Annotated in this window: 18 protein-coding genes; 9 read left to right on the forward strand and 9 right to left on the reverse strand. The window is 49.9% G+C overall.

Translation table 11 applies throughout. From position 1 onward, the window contains the following. From N7386_RS00290 to N7386_RS00305, 4 genes are all read right to left on the reverse strand, one after another. Window positions 1-699, reverse strand: coding sequence for a TrkA family potassium uptake protein (locus N7386_RS00290; protein WP_011624699.1), 699 nt, complete (start codon window positions 697-699; stop codon window positions 1-3). 44 nt (window positions 700-743) lie between these two features. Continuing rightward, window positions 744-1,433 carry a response regulator transcription factor gene (locus N7386_RS00295; RefSeq protein WP_279766718.1) on the reverse strand — a complete coding sequence of 230 codons (690 nt, stop codon included), beginning with the start codon at window positions 1,431-1,433 and terminating at the stop codon, window positions 744-746. Next, window positions 1,434-2,480 carry a DUF4118 domain-containing protein gene (locus N7386_RS00300; RefSeq protein WP_279766719.1) on the reverse strand — a complete coding sequence of 349 codons (1,047 nt, stop codon included), beginning with the start codon at window positions 2,478-2,480 and terminating at the stop codon, window positions 1,434-1,436. 241 nt (window positions 2,481-2,721) lie between these two features. Then, on the reverse strand, window positions 2,722-3,648 hold the full coding sequence (locus tag N7386_RS00305) for a pirin family protein (protein WP_279766720.1): 927 nt from the start codon (window positions 3,646-3,648) through the stop codon (window positions 2,722-2,724). 134 nt (window positions 3,649-3,782) lie between these two features. Here N7386_RS00305 and N7386_RS00310 point away from each other — a divergent pair, with 134 nt between their 5' ends. From N7386_RS00310 to N7386_RS00325, 4 genes are all read left to right on the forward strand, one after another. Continuing rightward, window positions 3,783-4,520, forward strand: coding sequence for a sulfite exporter TauE/SafE family protein (locus N7386_RS00310; RefSeq protein WP_279766721.1), 738 nt, complete (start codon window positions 3,783-3,785; stop codon window positions 4,518-4,520). 114 nt (window positions 4,521-4,634) lie between these two features. After that, a complete protein-coding gene (locus N7386_RS00315) occupies window positions 4,635-5,099 on the forward strand; it encodes an NlpC/P60 family protein (protein WP_041408656.1) in 465 nt (154 codons plus the stop codon). 24 nt (window positions 5,100-5,123) lie between these two features. Continuing rightward, a complete protein-coding gene (locus tag N7386_RS00320) occupies window positions 5,124-6,572 on the forward strand; it encodes an MFS transporter (protein WP_279766722.1) in 1,449 nt (482 codons plus the stop codon). Between the two features lie 88 nt (window positions 6,573-6,660). Continuing rightward, a complete protein-coding gene (locus N7386_RS00325; RefSeq protein ID WP_086902926.1) occupies window positions 6,661-7,689 on the forward strand; it encodes a LacI family DNA-binding transcriptional regulator in 1,029 nt (342 codons plus the stop codon). A gap of 58 nt (window positions 7,690-7,747) precedes the next feature. Here N7386_RS00325 and gtfA read toward each other — a convergent pair whose 3' ends face one another. Further along, window positions 7,748-9,232, reverse strand: a complete 1,485-nt coding sequence (gene gtfA / locus N7386_RS00330) for a sucrose phosphorylase (RefSeq protein ID WP_086902925.1) — start codon at window positions 9,230-9,232, stop codon at window positions 7,748-7,750. Window positions 9,233-9,488: 256 nt separating this feature from the next. Here gtfA and N7386_RS00335 point away from each other — a divergent pair, with 256 nt between their 5' ends. The 4 genes from N7386_RS00335 (at window position 9,489) to mog (ending at window position 15,156) form a co-directional block, all read left to right on the forward strand. Continuing rightward, window positions 9,489-10,709 carry an MFS transporter gene (locus tag N7386_RS00335; RefSeq protein WP_086902924.1) on the forward strand — a complete coding sequence of 407 codons (1,221 nt, stop codon included), beginning with the start codon at window positions 9,489-9,491 and terminating at the stop codon, window positions 10,707-10,709. Window positions 10,710-10,968: 259 nt separating this feature from the next. Continuing rightward, window positions 10,969-13,365 (forward strand): TonB-dependent receptor, encoded by a 2,397-nt coding sequence (locus N7386_RS00340; RefSeq protein ID WP_086902923.1) that lies wholly within the window; start codon window positions 10,969-10,971, stop codon window positions 13,363-13,365. A 92-nt stretch (window positions 13,366-13,457) separates the two neighbouring features. Further along, entirely contained in the window at window positions 13,458-14,417 is a 960-nt protein-coding gene (locus N7386_RS00345) for a carbohydrate kinase (RefSeq protein ID WP_086902922.1), read from the forward strand. A gap of 205 nt (window positions 14,418-14,622) precedes the next feature. Continuing rightward, window positions 14,623-15,156 (forward strand): molybdopterin adenylyltransferase, encoded by a 534-nt coding sequence (mog, locus tag N7386_RS00350; protein WP_006083754.1) that lies wholly within the window; start codon window positions 14,623-14,625, stop codon window positions 15,154-15,156. A 33-nt stretch (window positions 15,157-15,189) separates the two neighbouring features. Here the strand turns inward: mog and N7386_RS00355 are convergent, their stop codons facing one another. After that, window positions 15,190-15,408, reverse strand: coding sequence for a hypothetical protein (locus tag N7386_RS00355; RefSeq protein ID WP_011620903.1), 219 nt, complete (start codon window positions 15,406-15,408; stop codon window positions 15,190-15,192). 151 nt (window positions 15,409-15,559) lie between these two features. Between N7386_RS00355 and N7386_RS00360 the strand changes: the two genes are divergently transcribed. After that, window positions 15,560-16,603 carry a helix-turn-helix domain-containing protein gene (locus N7386_RS00360; RefSeq protein WP_279766723.1) on the forward strand — a complete coding sequence of 348 codons (1,044 nt, stop codon included), beginning with the start codon at window positions 15,560-15,562 and terminating at the stop codon, window positions 16,601-16,603. Between the two features lie 3 nt (window positions 16,604-16,606). Here the strand turns inward: N7386_RS00360 and N7386_RS00365 are convergent, their stop codons facing one another. The 3 genes from N7386_RS00365 to N7386_RS00375 all read right to left on the reverse strand — a co-directional run bounded on the left by N7386_RS00365 (window position 16,607) and on the right by N7386_RS00375 (window position 18,879). Then, complete coding sequence (locus N7386_RS00365) at window positions 16,607-16,867, reverse strand: hypothetical protein (protein ID WP_088212737.1); 261 nt, start codon at window positions 16,865-16,867, stop codon at window positions 16,607-16,609. A gap of 49 nt (window positions 16,868-16,916) precedes the next feature. After that, window positions 16,917-18,056 (reverse strand): ABC transporter permease, encoded by a 1,140-nt coding sequence (locus tag N7386_RS00370; protein WP_088212736.1) that lies wholly within the window; start codon window positions 18,054-18,056, stop codon window positions 16,917-16,919. Window positions 18,057-18,144: 88 nt separating this feature from the next. Next, window positions 18,145-18,879, reverse strand: coding sequence for an ATP-binding cassette domain-containing protein (locus tag N7386_RS00375; protein WP_023265913.1), 735 nt, complete (start codon window positions 18,877-18,879; stop codon window positions 18,145-18,147).

Consider the following 18,879-nt stretch of genomic DNA (forward strand, 5'->3'; position numbering starts at 1 on the left):
TTACACCAACCTTGGTGCGAGCTGTTTTAACTCGGCACGGCTACCGCAGAGGAATAGGGCATCCTCTGTGTGCAGGCTAAAGTCGCTATCAATCTTGCTAAATACGTTGTGCTCACGCTTAACCATCAGCGCCGCTACCTTGCCCTTAGGATTGCGTGGGACATTGGTTTGCTCATCGGCGCTGTGCTCCTGCAAGCTCCCGAGCAGTTGGCCAACAGTGGTGTGATGCAACTGGGCTTTAATATGGATTTCAACAATATAAAGCCCGTCGCCGATGGCGAGAAAGTTATTCACCATAGGATAGTTAAGCGACTGGGCGACGCGGATCCCCATTTCTTCCTCGGGATGAATAATGCGGGCAACGCCGAGTTTCGACACTATGGTATGGTGCGCCTTGGTGCTGGCCTTGACCCAAATCGTCTGCACGCCGAGGTTTTTCAGTGCCAGCGTGCACAGCAGGCTAGACTGCATATCCTCACCGATAGCGACCAGCACGGCCTCGCAGTTGGTCAGATCGAGTTCGCGCAGCGACGCCTCATCGGCGCAGTCGCAAATCACCGCTTCGGTAAGACTTTCTACATATTTTTCAACGATTTTAGGGTCGCTATCGACACCGGTAACCGTGTGGCCTAAGTGGATGAGTTCGAGGCTCGCGGCAACGCCGAAGCGGCCTAATCCGATGACAGTAAAATGTGCCATTTCATATCCTTTTGTGGTTGAGCTAAAGAGTGAGGCGAGCTGACCTAGGGCAGGCCGAGGTCGGTGAGTCGATACCCTAAACCGGGCTCGGTTTTGATCAGCTGTTGTTCGTCGCTGTCGTTAAGCTTTTTACGCAGTTGGCGGACTAGAATCCGCAGGTAGTGGCTATCTTCCTGGTGAGTCTCGCCCCAAATATTGCGCAGCAGCTCGCTCTGTTTCAGTAATTGCCCTGGGTGGGACATGAGTTGGGCGAGCAGGGCAAATTCCTTTTTGGTTAGTGCCACTTCCTGTTGATTGAGCCAGCATTGATGGCTGCTCTTTTGTAGGGTGAGCGGGCCGAATTGCAGCATATCGATAGTGCTTGAGGTATCCACAAGATCACGGACTAATACCTTGATACGCACGATTAATTCCCTGATGCCAAAGGGCTTACTCAGATAATCGTTAGCGCCTGCCTCGAGTAGGCGGATTTTTTCTTCCTCCTGATCGCGGGCGGTGAGCACTAGCACTGGGGTCTTATCCTGCTGGCGCAGCCCATGGAGCAATTCGATACCATCGCCATCGGGCAGGCCGAGGTCGAGCACGATAAGGTGCGGCTGGTGGCTTTGATATTGTTTAAGCGCCGTGGCTATGCTGGTGGCGCTTAAGTATTCAAAGCCTTCCGCTTCGAGTGAGATCCGCATAAAGGTATGGATTTGCGGCTCATCATCCACTACTAAGACCCTATATGCCATTTATGCCGCCTCCGTGGTTATGGGTAAAGCGATGCGGATCAGGCTGCCTTGGGCAACACTTTCGGCGCCGATGCTACCCCTGTGGGCGGTAATAATGCCTTTGGCGACCGCTAGGCCTAATCCCGCACCGCCATCGGTCGAGGGATGTTGACGATAGAACAGTTCGAAAATGGCCTCGGCGTCGGCTGGCGCTATGCCTTGTCCTAAGTCTTGAATATCGATGCGCAGCATCTGTTGGTGGCGGTACAGATTTACCGTGACAGGCAGTTCTGCGGGCGAGTAGCGCAGGGCATTGTCGAGCACATTAAAAATCGCCTGTTCAATCAAAGAGCTGCAAATCATTAATGGCGGAAGTTCTGGCTCACTATGAATTTGGATCCTAGGTTGCGCGGTTTGAAAGCGGGCAATAGTGCGCTGTAGCACTTCGCGTAGATTGGCTTCGTCTAGGCTAAATTTGAGTGCGCCATGTTGTAACTTGGTCGCCTGCAAGAGGTTTTCAATATATTGGTGCAGCCTATGGCTCTCGGCGGCGGCCGAGTCGATAAGCTCCTCGTTTTGCTCTGGGCTGAGTTTAGCTTGGTATTCCTTCAGTGTGGTTAAGGTGCCGATAATGGTCGCAAGCGGCGTGCGTAAATCGTGGGAGACCGAGAGTAAAATACTGTTTCTGAGCTGTGCCTGTTCGAGCGCTTGCTGCTGGCGGCGATAATGTTCGGCTAACTTGCTGCTAGTGAGGGCGACCAGCAAAAACACGCTTAGATTGACTATGTCTTCGACGTTGAACATCTGCAACGAATAGCGCGGCGTGGTAAATAAAAAATTGAAACTTACAGCGCCAAACACGGCCACAAAATAGGCGTAGTTGGCGCTGCATTGCAGGGCCACGGCGACCACGGCTAATTGCAGGATAAGCAGTACGGCAATGGCCGAGCCTGAAAAGTGATCAATCAAATAGCTAGTGAGCAGAGCAATCATTAACAACATGGCGGTAAATAACGCGGGATGCGTGCGCCAGTATTGGTTGATGGAGGCTGTATTTGCAAAAGTCATAACGGCTAAGGCGTTGCTGAAGTTAAGGCTACTCTAGCAAAGGCCTGTGGGGATAGCGCGTAAAAAATCCGTAAAATTTTCTGTGGCTTGGCGTGTGGTCATTGTCTGACATTTACATCAGGCAGGCGGTTCTACTCACCAACTTACATTAGATAGTGGCTGCAAATACCGCCATTACGCGAGGCAATCTAGCTCGATTACCTCGCGCTAACACATGAACAGCAAGGATTAACGACCTAGATTACCAAGGGATGGGCGGCGGTATTAAGCGTTTGCCGTTATAACCCGGCACTGTGGCAAAACGTGGTGACTTGGCCTCCCAATCGGCTTGGGCGCTGGCGATATCTTCCTTGCTGTGGCCGACAAAATTCCACCAAATACTGACGGTGTCGGCGAGGGGCGCGCCGCCAATCAGCAGCAAACGTGCGCCAGGGTGAAGCTCGAGCGTCACACTCTCGCGCAGCATGCCAAGGTAAGCGAGGTTATTGTTATCAAAGGCCTCGTCGTCGATATCGAATCGGCCTTCGAGGGGCATTAGGCCATATTCAAATCGCGGATCCAGCCTGAGTGTTAGTTGAGTGGCCTCTGCTGCGAAGATATCAAGCGCGACGATCGGCGAAAAGTGTTGTGTGGGCGCCTGTTTATCCTTCCACGAGCCAATCAATAGGGTGAATTCCGCGCCCGCCTCCTGCCAAGTCGGCAGCTGGGGATAATGGTCGAATCTAGGGGCTGTGTCTTTGTGTTCCAGCGGCAGCGCAATCCATAGCTGCACCGCATGCATAGTGCGATGACCTTCGACGGACTCTTCGGTGTGGGCTATGCCATGGCCCGCGGTCATCAGATTGACCTGCTTTGGGCGGATCACTTGGGCGCTACCTAGGCTGTCCCTGTGCATGATTTCCCCCTCCAGCATCCAAGTGAAGGTTTGAAGGCCGATATGGGGATGCTCGCCCACATTCATTAAGGGGCCGTCGGAGACTGGGCCAATATGATCCAGAAAACACCAAGGTCCTATGAGTCGACGCGGTTTTTGCGGAATCGCCCGCGCCACGGGTATCCCGCCCACATCACTGATTTTTGGGGCAATTTGCTGGATTTGGATCCGCCCATCTTCGACGGGGCATTCCCTTGGGCCGCCGTAAAATGGCGATGTTTGCATTTGACTCATATCGACTCCTTATCTTCATTTAGACACGGATAGACTTAACATTTATGCTGGTGCAGCGAGGCGTGTTATCGCCCTCAAGGTCTGTTACTCGTTGCTCGACCTTAATGACTTTAACGCAATATTGGGAATAAGGGATGTTAACAGACCCTGTTTTTTGGCTGGTGGCGATTCCTGCGGTGTTGATCACTGGGATCTCTAAATCGGGTTTTGCCGGCGGAGTCGGTGGCTTGACCGTGCCCCTGTTAGCGCTGGCCATTAGCCCGGCAACCGCGGCGGCAATCATGTTGCCATTGCTGATTTATATGGATTTTTTAAGTGTTCGCTCCTGGTGGGGCCAACATAATCCTCGCCAATTATGGATCCTTTTACCCTCAGCGATTGTGGGCATAGGCATAGCCTATTGGTTGTTCGACCGCTTAAACGAAGATTACTTACGGGCGATTTTAGGCTGTGTGTCCTTAGGTTTTGGTCTTTATGGCTTGATATTAGGGGATAAAACCCAAGCAACGCCTTCGCCACTCGTGGGGCGACTCTGCGGCTTAACCGCAGGCTTTACCAGCTTTGTGGCCCATGCGGGCGGGCCGCCACTCAATGCCTATTTGCTGCCGTTACGCTTGGCCAAGCCAGAGTTTTTAGCCACGGCAGTGGTATTTTTTGCGGTGGTGAATCTGGTTAAGTTGGTGCCCTATAGTCTGCTCGGGCAAATTAACCAAGGTAACATTCTGATTTCGCTATTACTTGCGCCTTTGGCTTGGTTAGGCGTAAAACTGGGGTTGGCGATTCAAGATAAGATCAGCGATAGGTTGTTTAAACGCATCATCTTGATTTTAATGGTGCTGGTGGGTATTCGTTTATTGTGGACGGCGTTATAGTTTTAAGCTTGGGATTAGCTTAGGCTGTTACCATCGGTTTTTTCACGATATTTTCGTTATCGCTTTGATAGCACCCATATTACGCAAGAATTGCCTGCGATGAGTTTTACGCTAATGAAACGATTACTGATAGTTATCTTAGCCTTAGGTCTTGGCGCCTGTGCGAGCGCGCCAGAACCTAAGCCTGTGGTGAAGCAAGTTGAACCTGTCTCCGTTTGGAACGATAGCAATATCGCCGATTTCCATTCCGAATGGCGCGGCGTACCCTATCGCCTAGGTGGCGGCACTAAGAAAGGCATCGATTGCTCGGCCTTTGTGTCGGTCGCTTATCAAAAGATGTTGGGCATGACTCTGCCGCGCACTGTGGAAGAACAGCAAGCTCTCGGCAAACCTGTGGCGCGGGACCAACTGCGTAAAGGCGACTTAGTGTTTTTCAAAACGGGTTGGAGCACGCACCATGTCGGCATTTATGTGGGCGGGAATAATTTCCTCCATGTCTCGACGAGCCAAGGGGTGAAAATTTCGAGTCTGCTAAATAGTTATTGGGCATCAAAGTATTGGAATGCAAGGCGAATTTAAGCCTTAATCACAGGTGGAGACTCTATGACCCCAGCGTCTGCTTCGTCCCCTCATGAGCCTCTGCCCACCTCGGTTTTTCTGGCGATTTTCTCCGCCGTATTCTTACCCATGTTTCTGGCGGCGGTCGATCAGACCCTACTCGCCACCGCCACCCCTGCGATAGTGGAAGATCTTGGCGGCCTCAGGCAAGCCTCGTGGATCACTATCGGTTATATGCTGGCGATGGCGGCCAGTGTGCCTATTTACGGCTGGCTAGGGGATAACTTTGGCCGCGCTAAAATCCTGATGATCGCCTTAGTGGTGTTTGCGTTGGGTTCAATTGTTTCCGCCAGTGCTGGGGCTATGGACCATATGATTGCCGGGCGGATACTCCAAGGCCTCGGCGGTGGCGGGCTGATGAGTCTGTCCCAATCCCTGGTAGGGGAATTGGTGCCGATACGGCAAAGGGCGCGTTTTCAGGGCTATTTTGCCGCTATGTTTACCCTCGCCAGTGTTGGCGGCCCTGTGATTGGTGGCTTTGTGGTGCATGCCTATTCTTGGCACTGGTTATTTTGGGCGAATATTCCTTTGGTCATGCTGGCGGTTTGGCGACTTAATCGCTTGCATAAACAGAGTATTAAACCCGTGCGGCAAGGGCGGTTTGACTTACTCGGCGTGCTGTTATTTCCCACGATCATCACGGCGCTGCTGTATTGGTTGTCAGTGGCGGGGCAAGACTTTGCTTGGCTATCGACCACAAGTTTAGGCTTTATGGGATTTATCTGTGTGGGCGCCCTAGTGCTCTTGTGGTGGGAGCGTCGGCGAGAGAGTCCTTTCTTACCGCTGGATTTACTCGCCAATAAAGCCATTTATATGCCGCTCTTCACGGCCGCGCTGTTTGCCGCCTGCCTGTTTGCGATGATCTTCTTTTTACCCATTTACCTGCAGGTCGGTCTGCACACCAATCCGGCCAAAACGGGCTTGCTGCTGATGCCAATGACCTTTGGCATTGTCACAGGTTCCACCATCGCTGGCAGGCTGTTGAGTCGGGATGTGGCGCCTAAATGGTTGCCGACCTTCGGCATGAGCTTGGCCTTTATCGGTTTGCTCTTAATCGGTTTAGTGCCGCCGAATGCGAATCTTATCGGCGCTTTAGGTGTGCTGGTGGGCATTGGCTTAGGGACTGTGATGCCCAGCGTACAGCTAGTGGTGCAGAGCGTGTCGGGCAAGGCGCGTTTAAGTCAAATCACCGCCATGGTGTCCTTGAGTCGTTCCATGGGCGCGGCAATTGGTACGGCTTTATTCAGTCTGTTGCTATATGGCTTATTACCGCTCGACGGGGCGCAGGTGGGAATTGCGGCAATAAAGCAGTTACCCATAGAGGTTGTGCATCACGCCTTCCAATGGGGTTTTATCGCGGCGGCTCTGGTGGCACTCAGCTCGGCGATTGTGGGTTATTTCTCGCCTGCGACTGCGCTTAGGGATCATGAGTAGATTTGTTGGTGCACGACGGATTTAAGCTGTGTAGTATTTGCGGTAGGTTCGCTTCCGCTGTGACCCCATTCTTTGCCAGGAATTCTGCATGACAACTAAAAACTGGACTTTAAAGAGCATAGCTAACGAGCTAGGTGTCTCTAACGCCACTGTTTCTAATGCTTTTAATCGTCCCGATCAGCTATCGGAAAAACGTCGCAACGAGATTTTAGCCGCCTGCTCTAAACTGGGGTATTTTGGCCCAAATAAGGCGGCGCAGTCCCTACGTAGGGGCAAATTTGATACCGTCGCGCTGGTACTGTCCGATAGTGTTGAATATATGGTGTCCGATCCTGTCGCCAGTAAGTTTATGAAGGGGGTGGCTTCGGTATTGGAGCGGGAAAAACTCAACTTACTGCTATTTTCTGGCAGCTCCGACAGTGTGAATGCGGTGGCCGATTTTGTGGATGGGTTTATTTGTTATGGTCGCCCGCGCAATACCTTGCTCGCCGAGCAATTAAAACAGGTTAAGAAGAAGGTGGTTACAGTGGACTTTGATATCCACCGCAACGCTTCTGTCAGCATTGACAATAAGTTAGCCGCCTATGAGGTGGCAAAATTGGCGTTAAAATCTCCCTCCGATCAAGTTGCAATATTGGGATTGAGGCTACTCGATACCCATTTAACTTGCCGAGTTTACGATTTGAATTTGCTCGAAATCGATATGTCGATTGCGCACCAGAGGTTGCAGGGATATTTACAGGCGATTGAGGAAACGGGTGTCACCCTTGGTAATGATCGGATTTGGAATATTCCAGAAAGTAATGCGGAGTATGCGCGGATTGCGGCCAAGGAGGCATTAAACTCAACCCCAAGACCCAATGTATTTTTATGTATGAGCGACTTAATTGCCCTTAGTGTGCTGGGTGAGGCGCAGGCCATGGGATTAGCGATTCCTGAGGATATTCGTGTCGTGGGATTTGATGGTATTGATGAGGCGACTCGCTCGAATCCACCACTGACCACGGTTTACCAATACTCGGAACAAAAAGGCCAAATGGCGGCGCAGATGTTTATCGACGATGCCGTGCATGCTCAGGTATTAGGGTATGAACTACGTTTAGGCAAAAGCTGTTAATACAATCAGTTTTATATGCAAAAGGCGCTAATTAAGCGCCTTTTGTTTTTGTTCTGCATTAGGCCTGTGCTTGAGTGAGCAGGTCTGCTAATGCGATTTGGGTTTCGATGCCTTGCTCATCAAGTAGGGTGATCAGCCCTTGTTTATGGGCAAAGTCGAGACTAAGACTGGCCGATGCATTTTGTGCAGACCATGTGAGAGTTAGTGTTTTTCCACTTGCTGCCATCGAAAAGCGGCCATTGAATGCTGCGCTACTATTACGCAGTTTAATCAATTGGATGAGGGCTTTAACCACAGGTTTTTGCAGGGCTTGTTGCACTTTTTCCCGGTTTAAATAGGGGCGATTAATGTCTCGGCCGACGTGGGTTTGATTCAGCAACGTCATGTCGTTTGGTATGGCAAGCAGGCCTGTGTAGTAGACCTGAGGAATACCCGGTGCGAAAAACTGAATTGCTCGCGCCATCAAGTAATCAAGGTCATTTTGCCCTAGGGCATCGTAATAGGTGCAGTTGATTTGATACAAATCGACATTGCTGGCGGCCGCCCCTGTGGCTTGTAGACTCTCGCCCTTACTGTTGTCGTGTATGGTTTCGACCAGATTATCGATTTGTTTTTCGTCCAATAATCCGCGTAAGCCATCCATTGGGCCGACATCGATAATACCAATGCCATCGTGGGTATCGAGAACGGTAATGCAGTTGCGAGGGGCCATGTCTAGCCAGTGACTCAGGGCGCTACAATCTTGGCTAAACAGCGTGTGCAGGATGAGCGGTGGCAGGGCGAAGTCGTAAACCATGTCCACTCGTTTGGCGATATCGATTTGCGTCATATGATGGGAGTGGATTTCGGCTAGGGTTGTCATACCTAACTCATTGGCCTGCTTCGCTAATTTATCCACAAACTCGAAGGACTCTTCAATCATAAAGCAGCTAGTGCCGGGTTTTTTTATCGCATAACCTGCAGCATCTAAGCGGATTAAATTGACTTTGCTGTGGTTAAATCGCGCCAATACGCGGTTTAAATAATCCTTACCTGCAGCTGAGTTAACATCGATATCGATCTGGTTACGGGTAAAGGTGGTCCAAAATTCTTCCGTTGAACCATCCGCTAAGGTGTAAGTGCTAAAGCAGCTCCCTGGGCGGGGGCGATAGATAGCTTTTTGATCCTGTTCACTTAATCCCTCAGGGAATACCTTGTCCTTGGTCAGGAATAAATCCCAGTAAACCGATTGTTTGCCATGTTTGAGTACATCTTTAAACTCGGGGGATTCTGCGGACATGTGGTTAACGATCAAGTCGGCCATGATGTCGAACGCTTCGCCTATGCTTTTGACATCGTCCCAATCACCTAAGCGTGAGTCCACTTGTACATGGTCTATGGGATCAAACCCCGCATCGCTGCCATCGATGGGATAGTAAAATGGCAGTAGATGAACGCCCCCAAATAAACCATCTAACTCATTATCGAGTAAGGCTTTGAGTTGTTTGAGTCCGGCACCGGTTATCCGATCGACATAGGTGATCAATTGCACTTGATTTTTCATACTTTGCCCACGCTTTAGTAGCCTTCCCAGAGTAAAGTTTGCTGGCGGTTATTTATAAATTGCACAAACAAACTTAATCGATTAAGTTGTATATTTAACCAATGTGAAACATTATTCAAGTGGTTTGTTAGATTTTTGAGTTAGTCTTGGTTTTGGGGGGATTAGCTCACTGCTGTACATAAATAATGCCTAAAGCTGTTTGGGGCTTAGCTAGCTTCAAAGGGGATTTAGCGCGATAACGATAAGGTGAAACAGTATGGTAAGTGATTCAAATTCTGTAGAAAATCGCCATCACACTCGAATTAGAGTGTTGACGTATTTAATGTTTTTTATGTTCGCTATGACCTCAGATGCCGTGGGCGTGATCATTCCTCAGCTGATTTCTGAGTTTGGCCTCTCTTTATCACAGGCGAGCGCCTTTCATTATATGCCGATGATTTTTATTGCAATAAGTGGTCTATTCCTCGGTTTTTTGGCGGATAAAATAGGGCGTAAACTAACCATTTTATTAGGGCTGTTGTTGTTCGCCATTGCCTGTTTTTTATTTGCGCTTGGGGAGTCGTTTTATTATTTCCTGCTGCTATTGGCCTTGGTGGGCTTGGCAATAGGGGTATTTAAAACCGGGGCCTTAGCCCTGATCGGTGATATTTCTCGGTCGACAAAACAGCATTCCAGCACCATGAATACGGTCGAAGGATTTTTTGGGGTCGGCGCCATGGTGGGGCCAGCCATCGTCAGCTATCTGCTTATCAGTGGTGTGTCATGGAAGTATTTGTATTTTGGGGCGGGTGTGTTTTGTCTGCTGCTCTGTTGGCTAGCGTTTAGGGCCGATTATCCGCAGGTTAAGCGATCTTCAACGGAAACAATTAATCTGACGAATACCTTCAGTATGATGAAAAATCCTTATGCATTAGGGTTTTCCCTTGCGATTGGTTTGTATGTGGCCACCGAAGTGGCGATTTATGTATGGATGCCTAGCTTGCTGCAAGAGTATCAGGGGGATTACACAGTACTTGCGGCCTATGCCTTGACCATCTTTTTTACCCTGCGAGCGGGTGGACGGTTTTTGGGTGGGTGGATATTAAATCACTTTTCGTGGCAACAGGTTATGTTCTGGTTTAGCTTAGCGATCAGCCTTTGCTACCTCGGCTCTATGCTCTATGGCGTTGAGGCCGCCGTTATTCTCTTGCCCCTCTCAGGGCTGTTTATGTCAATGATGTATCCCACTTTAAACTCCAAGGGGATCAGTTGTTTCCCCGTGGCACAGCACGGCTCTGTGGCTGGAGTTATCCTGTTTTTTACCGCGGTTTCTGCGGCGTTGGCTCCCCTGTGCATGGGGTTAGTTGGGGATATTTTCGGCCATGTGAAGTATGGCTTTTACCTCGCAACCGGGTTTGCCGTTTTGTTGTGCCTGTTAGCGGGGATTAATCTGATTAAAGATCCTTCTCAAGCTCTGTTAAGCCGTGAAACCGTTTGAATTGAAATGTGACAGAAAAATTTTTTCTGTCACATTTTTTCGATTAATCAATTAATTGCTAGCTGTTCCCACTTTAAGTTTGTTGGCTTGTACAAAAAACGCACTTGCTTTTTGTTATTTAGTTGCTAACTTGTTAACTTAATCGATTAAGATGTTTTTGGGAACCAAACAAGACTCACTAATCGATTAACAACAATTCAGTAGAAGTTGCCGTGGGGAGATATAGGCAGCTTCTCAAAATATGGGTGGGGACATAAAAATGATAAATCGCACATCACAACAATTCTTGTTAAGTACCATCGCCGTCTTGGTGAGTTCTCAGCTTTGGGCTGCCGATGCACCCGCGCAGGAAGAAACCAAGAAAGATGCGTTAGGCCTCGAGCGTATTACCGTTACGGGCGTTGCTCGTGGTACCCGCGTCATGGACTCGAGCGTGTCAGTTAGCAGCGTATCACTCGCCGAGTTGGAGGTTAGTACTCCCCGTTCATCTGCCGAAGCATTCCGGATCATTCCGGGGATGAAGGTGGAATCAACGGGTGGTGAAGGTAACGCTAACATTGCTGTCCGTGGCTTACCTGTGGCATCGGGCGGTGCTAAGTTTCTTCAAATCCAAGAAGATGGATTACCTATTCTGCAGTTTGGCGATATTGCCTTTGGTAATGCGGATATCTTCTTACGCTTAGATTCTACAGTGCAAACTATTGAATCGATTCGCGGTGGTTCGGCGTCTACTGCGGCCAGTAATGCTCCCGGCGGTATTATTAACGTGATCAGTAAAACTGGTAGCTCGGATGCTGGCAGTGTGTCTACCACCTTTGGCTTGGACTACGATACCTTCCGCACCGACTTTGAATATGGCACGAGTATCAATGACAGTCTGCGTTTCCATGTGGGGGGATTTGTGCGGACTGGCGAAGGTCCTCGCCAAGCTGGTTATGATGCCAACAAGGGCGGCCAGGTAAAAGCCAACATTACCAAAGAGTTCGATAGTGGCTATGTTCGTCTTTATTTTAAACACTTAGATGATAAGAGTATTGGCTACTTACCTATGCCAATGTATTCGGACGGTAGTTCTGTCCCAGGTTTTAATGCGAAATCCGATGCTATTCAATCAGCTTATTTCCTCTCAACCCTGAGTTTGGGCGCCGATGGTGAGCGTCGTCGCGGTGATATGCGCGATGGTATGAACCCTGAGGTTAACTCTGTGGGTTTAGAGGCGTCTTTTGATTTAGGCAATGATTGGCAGGTCGAAAACCGTTTCCGTTTCTCGGATGTGAGCGGTAATTTTATGGCGCCATTCCCTGCCGAAGTGGCTAATGGTGCCGACATTGCGGCCAGTATTGCCGGCACTGGCGCCAAGTTGATTTATGCCAATGGTCCCGATGCGGGCAATCCTATGGATGGACTCGCCATGCGTATCCATACCTTCGACGTCAAGATGAATGACTTTGGCTCAATCGTAAACGACTTAAAATTGACGAAAACTTTTGACGATACCAGCGTTACTCTGGGTTATTACAATGCCACCCAAAATATCAATATGACCTGGATGTGGAACTCCTATCTGATGGAAGTCAAAGGGGATAACGCCGCATTGCTCGATGTGGTGGCCACCGATGGTACCGCCTATTCTGATGCTGGGCTCTACGGCTATGGTGTGCCTTATTGGGGCAACTGTTGCCAACGTAATTACGATACCGAATACAACATTAAGGCGCCTTATCTTGCGGTAGCGTCAAGTTTTGGGGATTTGTCGTTGGATGCCAGTGTGCGGTACGACAGCGGCGATGCCAGTGGTTACTACGCAGGTAATGTGCAATCGCAAGTGGATATGAACTTGGATGGCGTTATCTCTATTCCTGAGCAGAGCGTCTCTTCTATCGATAATGCCAATCCGCAACCCGTGAATTATGACTGGAGCTACACCTCCTATTCACTCGGAGCAAACTATCAGTTTGACAGTGATTTAGCTGCATTTGGTCGCTTGAGTCATGGTGGCCGCGCCAATGCGGATCGCCTGTTATTTGGTAAGGTTCGTGCCGATGGTTCAGTGGCAAAAGAAGACGCTGTCGATAATGTGGATCAATATGAGTTAGGCGTTAAGTACCGTTACGATGATTTATCGGTGTTCGCGACCGCTTTCTATTCAGAGACCGAAGAGCAAAACTTCGAGGCGACCAGTCAGCGTTTCTTCGACCGTAAGTACAAAGCCAAAGGTATTGAAATTGAATCGGCCTATTTTATCGGTGACTTCGATTTTAGGGGCAATGTCACTTGGACCGACGCTGAAATTGCCAAGGATGCGTTAACGCCAGACGTTGTGGGGAATACCCCAAGAAGACAGGCCGACTTTATCTACTCGCTGATGGGCCGTTATAACTTTGACCAAGGCTCAGTGGGCATCAACCTGATTGGTACCACTGACTCCTATGCACAGGATAATAATGATCTCAAGTTTGATGGTTACAATCAGGTCAATGCCTTTGCAACCTACAACTTGACTCAGGCCTTAAGCGTCTCGTTAAACGTCAACAACCTGTTTGATGCTACGGGTATCACTGAAGCTGAAGAGGGTTCGATTCCTGATAACAATATTATCCGTGCTCGCACCATTAATGGCAGAACCACGAGTGCAACCTTGAGATACGAGTTTTAACTCCGGCGGGTTTGAGGCTTAAAACCAACAATTTAAAAGGCCCATCAAGCATGGGCTTTTTGCTTAACCATTAGAGACATAAAGGGATCCATATGACGGTATTACTCAGTTTCGGTGAGGTGTTAGTGGATTTATTGCCCACAGATATTAGCGGCAAGTCCCATCAAGCCATTGCGGGCGGCGCGCCTGCAAACGTGGCTGTGGGTTATGCCAAACTGGGGGGCAAGAGTTACTTTGCCGGCGGCATCAGCACCGATGATTATGGGGCTATGTTAAAACAAGCCCTAGCGAATGAAGGGGTTGTAACGGATTACTTGACCCAAGTGCCGGAGGCGCCAACGGCGACTGTGGTGGTAAATTTGGATGAGCATGGCGAACGGACCTTTGAGTTTAACCGCCAAGGGACTGCCGACCTTTGCTATAGCCCGCGCCATTTTGATGCCATTCCATGGCAACAGATGGATATTTTTCATCTCTGCTCCAATACCTTTACCGAAGCGAGCATTTTTAACGCGAGTCTCTATGGCGCTCGTTGTGCGAATTCATTCAATAAGATAGTGAGTTTTGATGTTAATTTGCGCTTATCGCTCTGGCCCGATACCGCATTGCTTGCTGAGCGGGTTGAGCAGTGTTTTCGTTACACACAAGTGCTGAAAATGAGCCGTGAAGAGGCTGAGTATTTAGCATTAACGCGGAATAAGAGTTTCGAAGATTATTTGCAGTTTTGTTTGGCGCAAGGTGTTGAAGTTATTTTGATTACTGACGGCGCCAATCCAGTGCAATGCATCACAGTGAATGAACGATTTAGTGTGCCAGTCCCACAAATTAAAGCCGTTGATACCACGGCGGCGGGCGACAGCTTTATGGCGGGTTTTTTGTTTGCGCTAGGTTCTGAGTTGGCGTTTGATCTCGAGCATCTAACCTTAAAACATCGACTCGCATGTCAGACACAGTTGCGCAAGGCGATTGAGTTTGCGGTGCGTTGCGGCGCCGTAACCTGTGGGCAGAAGGGCGCTTTCCCTGCGTTGCCCACACTGTCACAGGTGAGTTAACTCTTCCTGCAAACCATCAAGCTGAGGTGAGTGATTGCTTGCCTTAGCTTTTTTTCGAGCCTATTGCGCGAACTTCATCACGTTTTACTTGCCCCATTAGTCGAGCATTTATGCTATTTTAGCTGCGGCTTATAGTCGAAGGAGCATAGGTTTCTCCTCTGCTTTCGGTCGATTGGTTTTATTTCAACATGATTGGGGATTTCCTATGAGCAAAGCAAAAATCGGGATTGTTACGGTAAGCGATCGTGCCAGCGCGGGGATTTATGAGGATATCTCGGGCAAGGCCATTATCGACACCCTCAATGATTACCTCACCAGCGAGTGGGAGCCGATTTATCAAGTGATCCCCGACGAGCAGGATGTGATTGAAGCGACCCTGATCAAGATGGCCGATGAGCAGGATTGCTGCTTGATTGTGACCACGGGCGGCACTGGTCCAGCCAAGCGCGATGTCACGCCTGAGGCGACTGAGGCCGTGTGCGATCGCATGATGCCGGGCTTTGGTGAACTGATGCGCGCCGAGTCGTTAAAGTTTGTGCCTACGGCGATTCTCTCGCGCCAAACTGCGGGCTTGCGAGGGGATTCATTAATTGTGAACCTGCCGGGCAAGCCAAAATCTATCCGCGAATGTTTAGATGCGGTGTTCCCCGCCATCCCTTACTGCATCGACCTGATGGAAGGGCCGTACCTCGAGTGTAACGAAGCCGTGATTAAGCCTTTTAGGCCTAAGGCAAAATAACGCGCCGCACAGCAAGATGACATAAACCCAAGCCTAGCTTGGGTTTTTTATTGGCTTGTTCGGAGTTGGTGGCTTGCTGGTGATTAGCAGCGCCGACACGCCCGTCGCGATAAACAGCACTGGGATAGCCACAAAATGCGCGAAGGCATTGGGTGCAATGCTGAAGTTTAACCAGAGCAAGAGTGCCCAAATGAGGCTGAGTAAGCCAAAGGCCAGCAGGCGTTTAAACTGGCTGAGGGTGCGCTGTGTCATAGTGTCGTCCTGTGTGCTGGAGATTTAAGCACAGTCTAAAAACTCCCATATTGGGTTTGAAGTGTCGTTATTGACAGTTTTAGGGTGAGTAGTGACATTTTTGGCCAGTGCGCTAGACTCAATGCATGATGAGGCTGGGGAGGGCATTGGGATGAGAAGGATCACTATTTTGGCGACGGATAATACGGTTGCCAGCGGGATTATTGGTTTTCTCGATGTGTTTAGTTTCTGCAATACCTATTGGCGGCGAGTCAATCCACAGGCCGAACAAGACTTGTTTGAGTGCCAAGTGGTGTCGAGTCATGGCGGTGATATCCTAACGAATCAAGGTATTAAAGTGCCTGCCGTTGGGCTTAATACCCCGAGTGATATTCTGCACTCCGATGCGGTGATCTTGGCCTCGGCCATGGTGACCAATAAAAGCGAGTTTCAAACCTATCTCAATGATTTTGAATCCTTATTCGAACCGTTAAGGCTGTTTGCTGCCTCAGGAAAACCATTGGCGGCCTATTGCTCCGGCACCTTGATTTTAGCGGCCTCCGGCCTGCTGGATGGGCGTGAAGCGACCACCGTCTGGTGGCTGAATGAGATGTTTCAGCGACACTTTGCCAAGGTGAACCTGCGGATGGACAAGCTGGTGGTGTCCGACGGCCATCTGCATACCGCGGGGGCGACGACCTCGAATATGAGCCTCGCCCTGCATTTAGTGCACATTTTGGTGGGTGAGCAGTTAGCAAGCCAGATGGCAAAAATCCTGTTGATTGATCCTAATCGCCAATCCCAACAACCCTTTATGACCATGGATCTGATGACGTCGAGCCATAAGGACGAGGTGATTTGGAATGTGCAGCAATGGATGCAGCATCATTTAACCGAACCGCTGTTACTAGATGATATTGCTGATAAATTTGCTTTAGGTAAGCGTACCCTTATTCGCCGCTTTAAAAAGGCATTAAACGAGACTCCGGCCAGCTATGTACAGCGTCTGCGGGTGGATGAGGCAAAACGTCTATTGGAAACGACCAGTTTAGGCTTAGAGGAAGTGGTCACCCGTGTGGGTTATGAGGATGTCAGCTCGTTTCGCAAATTATTCATTCAGCTAACGAGCTTAACCCCGAGGGCCTACAGGCAGCGCTTTAATACTCAGCAATATGAGTTTGATAGCGACAACTGCTGCGAGGCCGAACTGCATTAACGGCTATTTCAGCGCATCAATCTGCTGCGCCAGAGATCTCTTGGCTGTGTCATTCTCTGCGTCTGTCACTATGCGCTCCAGCACTTGCAGACGCTCGGTAAGCACTTGATTCTGTAAACTCAGTTGCGTGAGTTTATCCTCAAGCTGTCGCTCGTTGCCGCCGCCCAGTTGGCGGATTTTTAGATAATGCTTAAACATTTCTGTGGCACTCACGCCCACCACAAAAGTCACCATGATCACCATCAGCACATATTCGTTTTCCATAACTGACCTCTTTAACCCAAGGGCGTACAGTGCCCTTGGGTCGATAGTGTTATAAGCCGAAGACCACTTTTTCACTCTTTAAGGATTTTTCCATACCGAACGCCAAGACGAGGGCGATGGCTAAGGTGCCGAGCGTCGATACCAGCAGTTGCAGCATGCTCATGTCCTTACCTTTGATAAAATCCATCAGTGCCTGTTGCTGACCCGAGACGGGCAACCACTGCAGAATGTCCGGCGCTATGTTGTAGCTGGCCGCCATCGATAGCGCTAAGGGCACAAACAACACCATGGTCAGGTAGGATTGGGCTTCCTTAAAGGTTTTCGCCATAAAGGACACAAACAATTGCAGACAGGCGGCCATCAGCGCGACGGGAATACCGACCAGCAGCATTAGCGCCATAAACTCATTGGTGATGCTGACGCTAAAGCCGAGTTCCTGCCAAGGCACGAAGGTATAGGCGACCTTAGACACCAGTAAAATCAACACTAAGCCGAGCAGGGCAAATAGGCCGACGGCGATGATTTTAGAGAGCACTAATTGGCGTGTGGTCAGTGGATGGCTGAGTAACAATGCCAAGGAGTTGCGCTCACGCTCACCGGCGCTGGTGTCGATGGCCAGATTCATCCCCGAGATAAACACTGAATAAATCATAGTGAAAATGGCGATGCCTAAGATCATCCCGCCCTTAGAGTCGGTCGTGGCTTGGTCATGCACATTTACTTTCAGTGGCTGCACCACTCGAGGGTCGATACCACGGGCGATTAAGCGTAGGCTACCCATTTCGGCGCTGTAGGCCTGCAACTGTTTCTCTAAGCGACGAATCGAGTTTTGCAGTTTTTCCTCTGAGTTATCGGCCACGATAGTGATCTCGGCGCCTTTGCCTTGGTTCATCTGCTTGGCATAGTCGGGGCTGATAATCAGCTCGATGGCTTTCAGATCCTTAGCGCCAGCTTCACCTTGGGTAATGCCCTTGTTGGACAAAAATCTCACTAAGTCAGGTGCTTTGTCGGGGTTAGTGATGTTGATTTTGAGATCGTCTGGGCTGGTCAGCTGGCCGATAAGCACCATAAACAGGCCACACATGATCAGTGGCGTGCCGATGGCGTAGTAGAGTCCCGCCATCACAGAGCGTTTATCGCGGGCGGCGTCTATCAGTTCCTTGCGAACCATTGCGATGATTTTGTTCATGATTATTCCTTATCCCAAGTTTGTCTGTTCGCCATGAGGTCGAAGCAGGCGTTATCGCAATTTGTGTGAGCGTTAATGCTGTGAGTCATCATGCGGCAATCCCCTCATCGGTACCGATCAGCTGGATAAAGGCATCTTCGAGTGAGGCCTTACCCGTTTGCGCGCAGAGCTGTTCAGGGCTGCCGATGGCGACCACTCGACCCTGCGCCATCACGATCACTTGGTCGCATAATGCTGCGACTTCCTGCATCACATGGCTGGAAAACAGCACACAATGCCCTTGATTCTTAAGGTCAATAAGAATGTCGCGCAGCAAACGAGTACTCATTACATCGAGTCCACGGGTCGGTTCGTCGAGGATAATATTGCTCGGACTGTGGACTATGGCCTGGGCGAGTGCGGTCTTCATTCTTTGCCCTTGGGAGAAGCCTTTACAGCGGCGATCGCTGATATCTTCGAGGCGCAATTTGGCGATGACATTGTCGGTGGCCGCCTTGGCATCGCTCGCGGATAAACCGCTGAGTTCGGCAAAGTAACGGATATATTCCCGCGGTGTTAAGCGCTCATACAGACCAAACGGGTCGGGGAATAAGCCTAACTGCTGCTTAGCGCCAATCGGGTCGATGGCAACGTCGATACCTTCAATTTCAGCCGTGCCAGTGTCGGGTTTTAACAGCCCGAAAATCGTGCGTAAACAGGTGGTTTTACCCGCGCCATTGGGGCCGAGCAGGCCGGTGATCTGGCCGTTTTCGGCCACGAAGCTCAAATCGTTTAGGGCCTGCACTTCGCCGATACGCTTAGAAAGATGGGATACTTTGATCAT

Origin of the sequence: Shewanella sp. GD04112, assembly GCF_029835735.1 — a bacterium.
Taxonomy (GTDB): Bacteria; Pseudomonadota; Gammaproteobacteria; order Enterobacterales; family Shewanellaceae; genus Shewanella.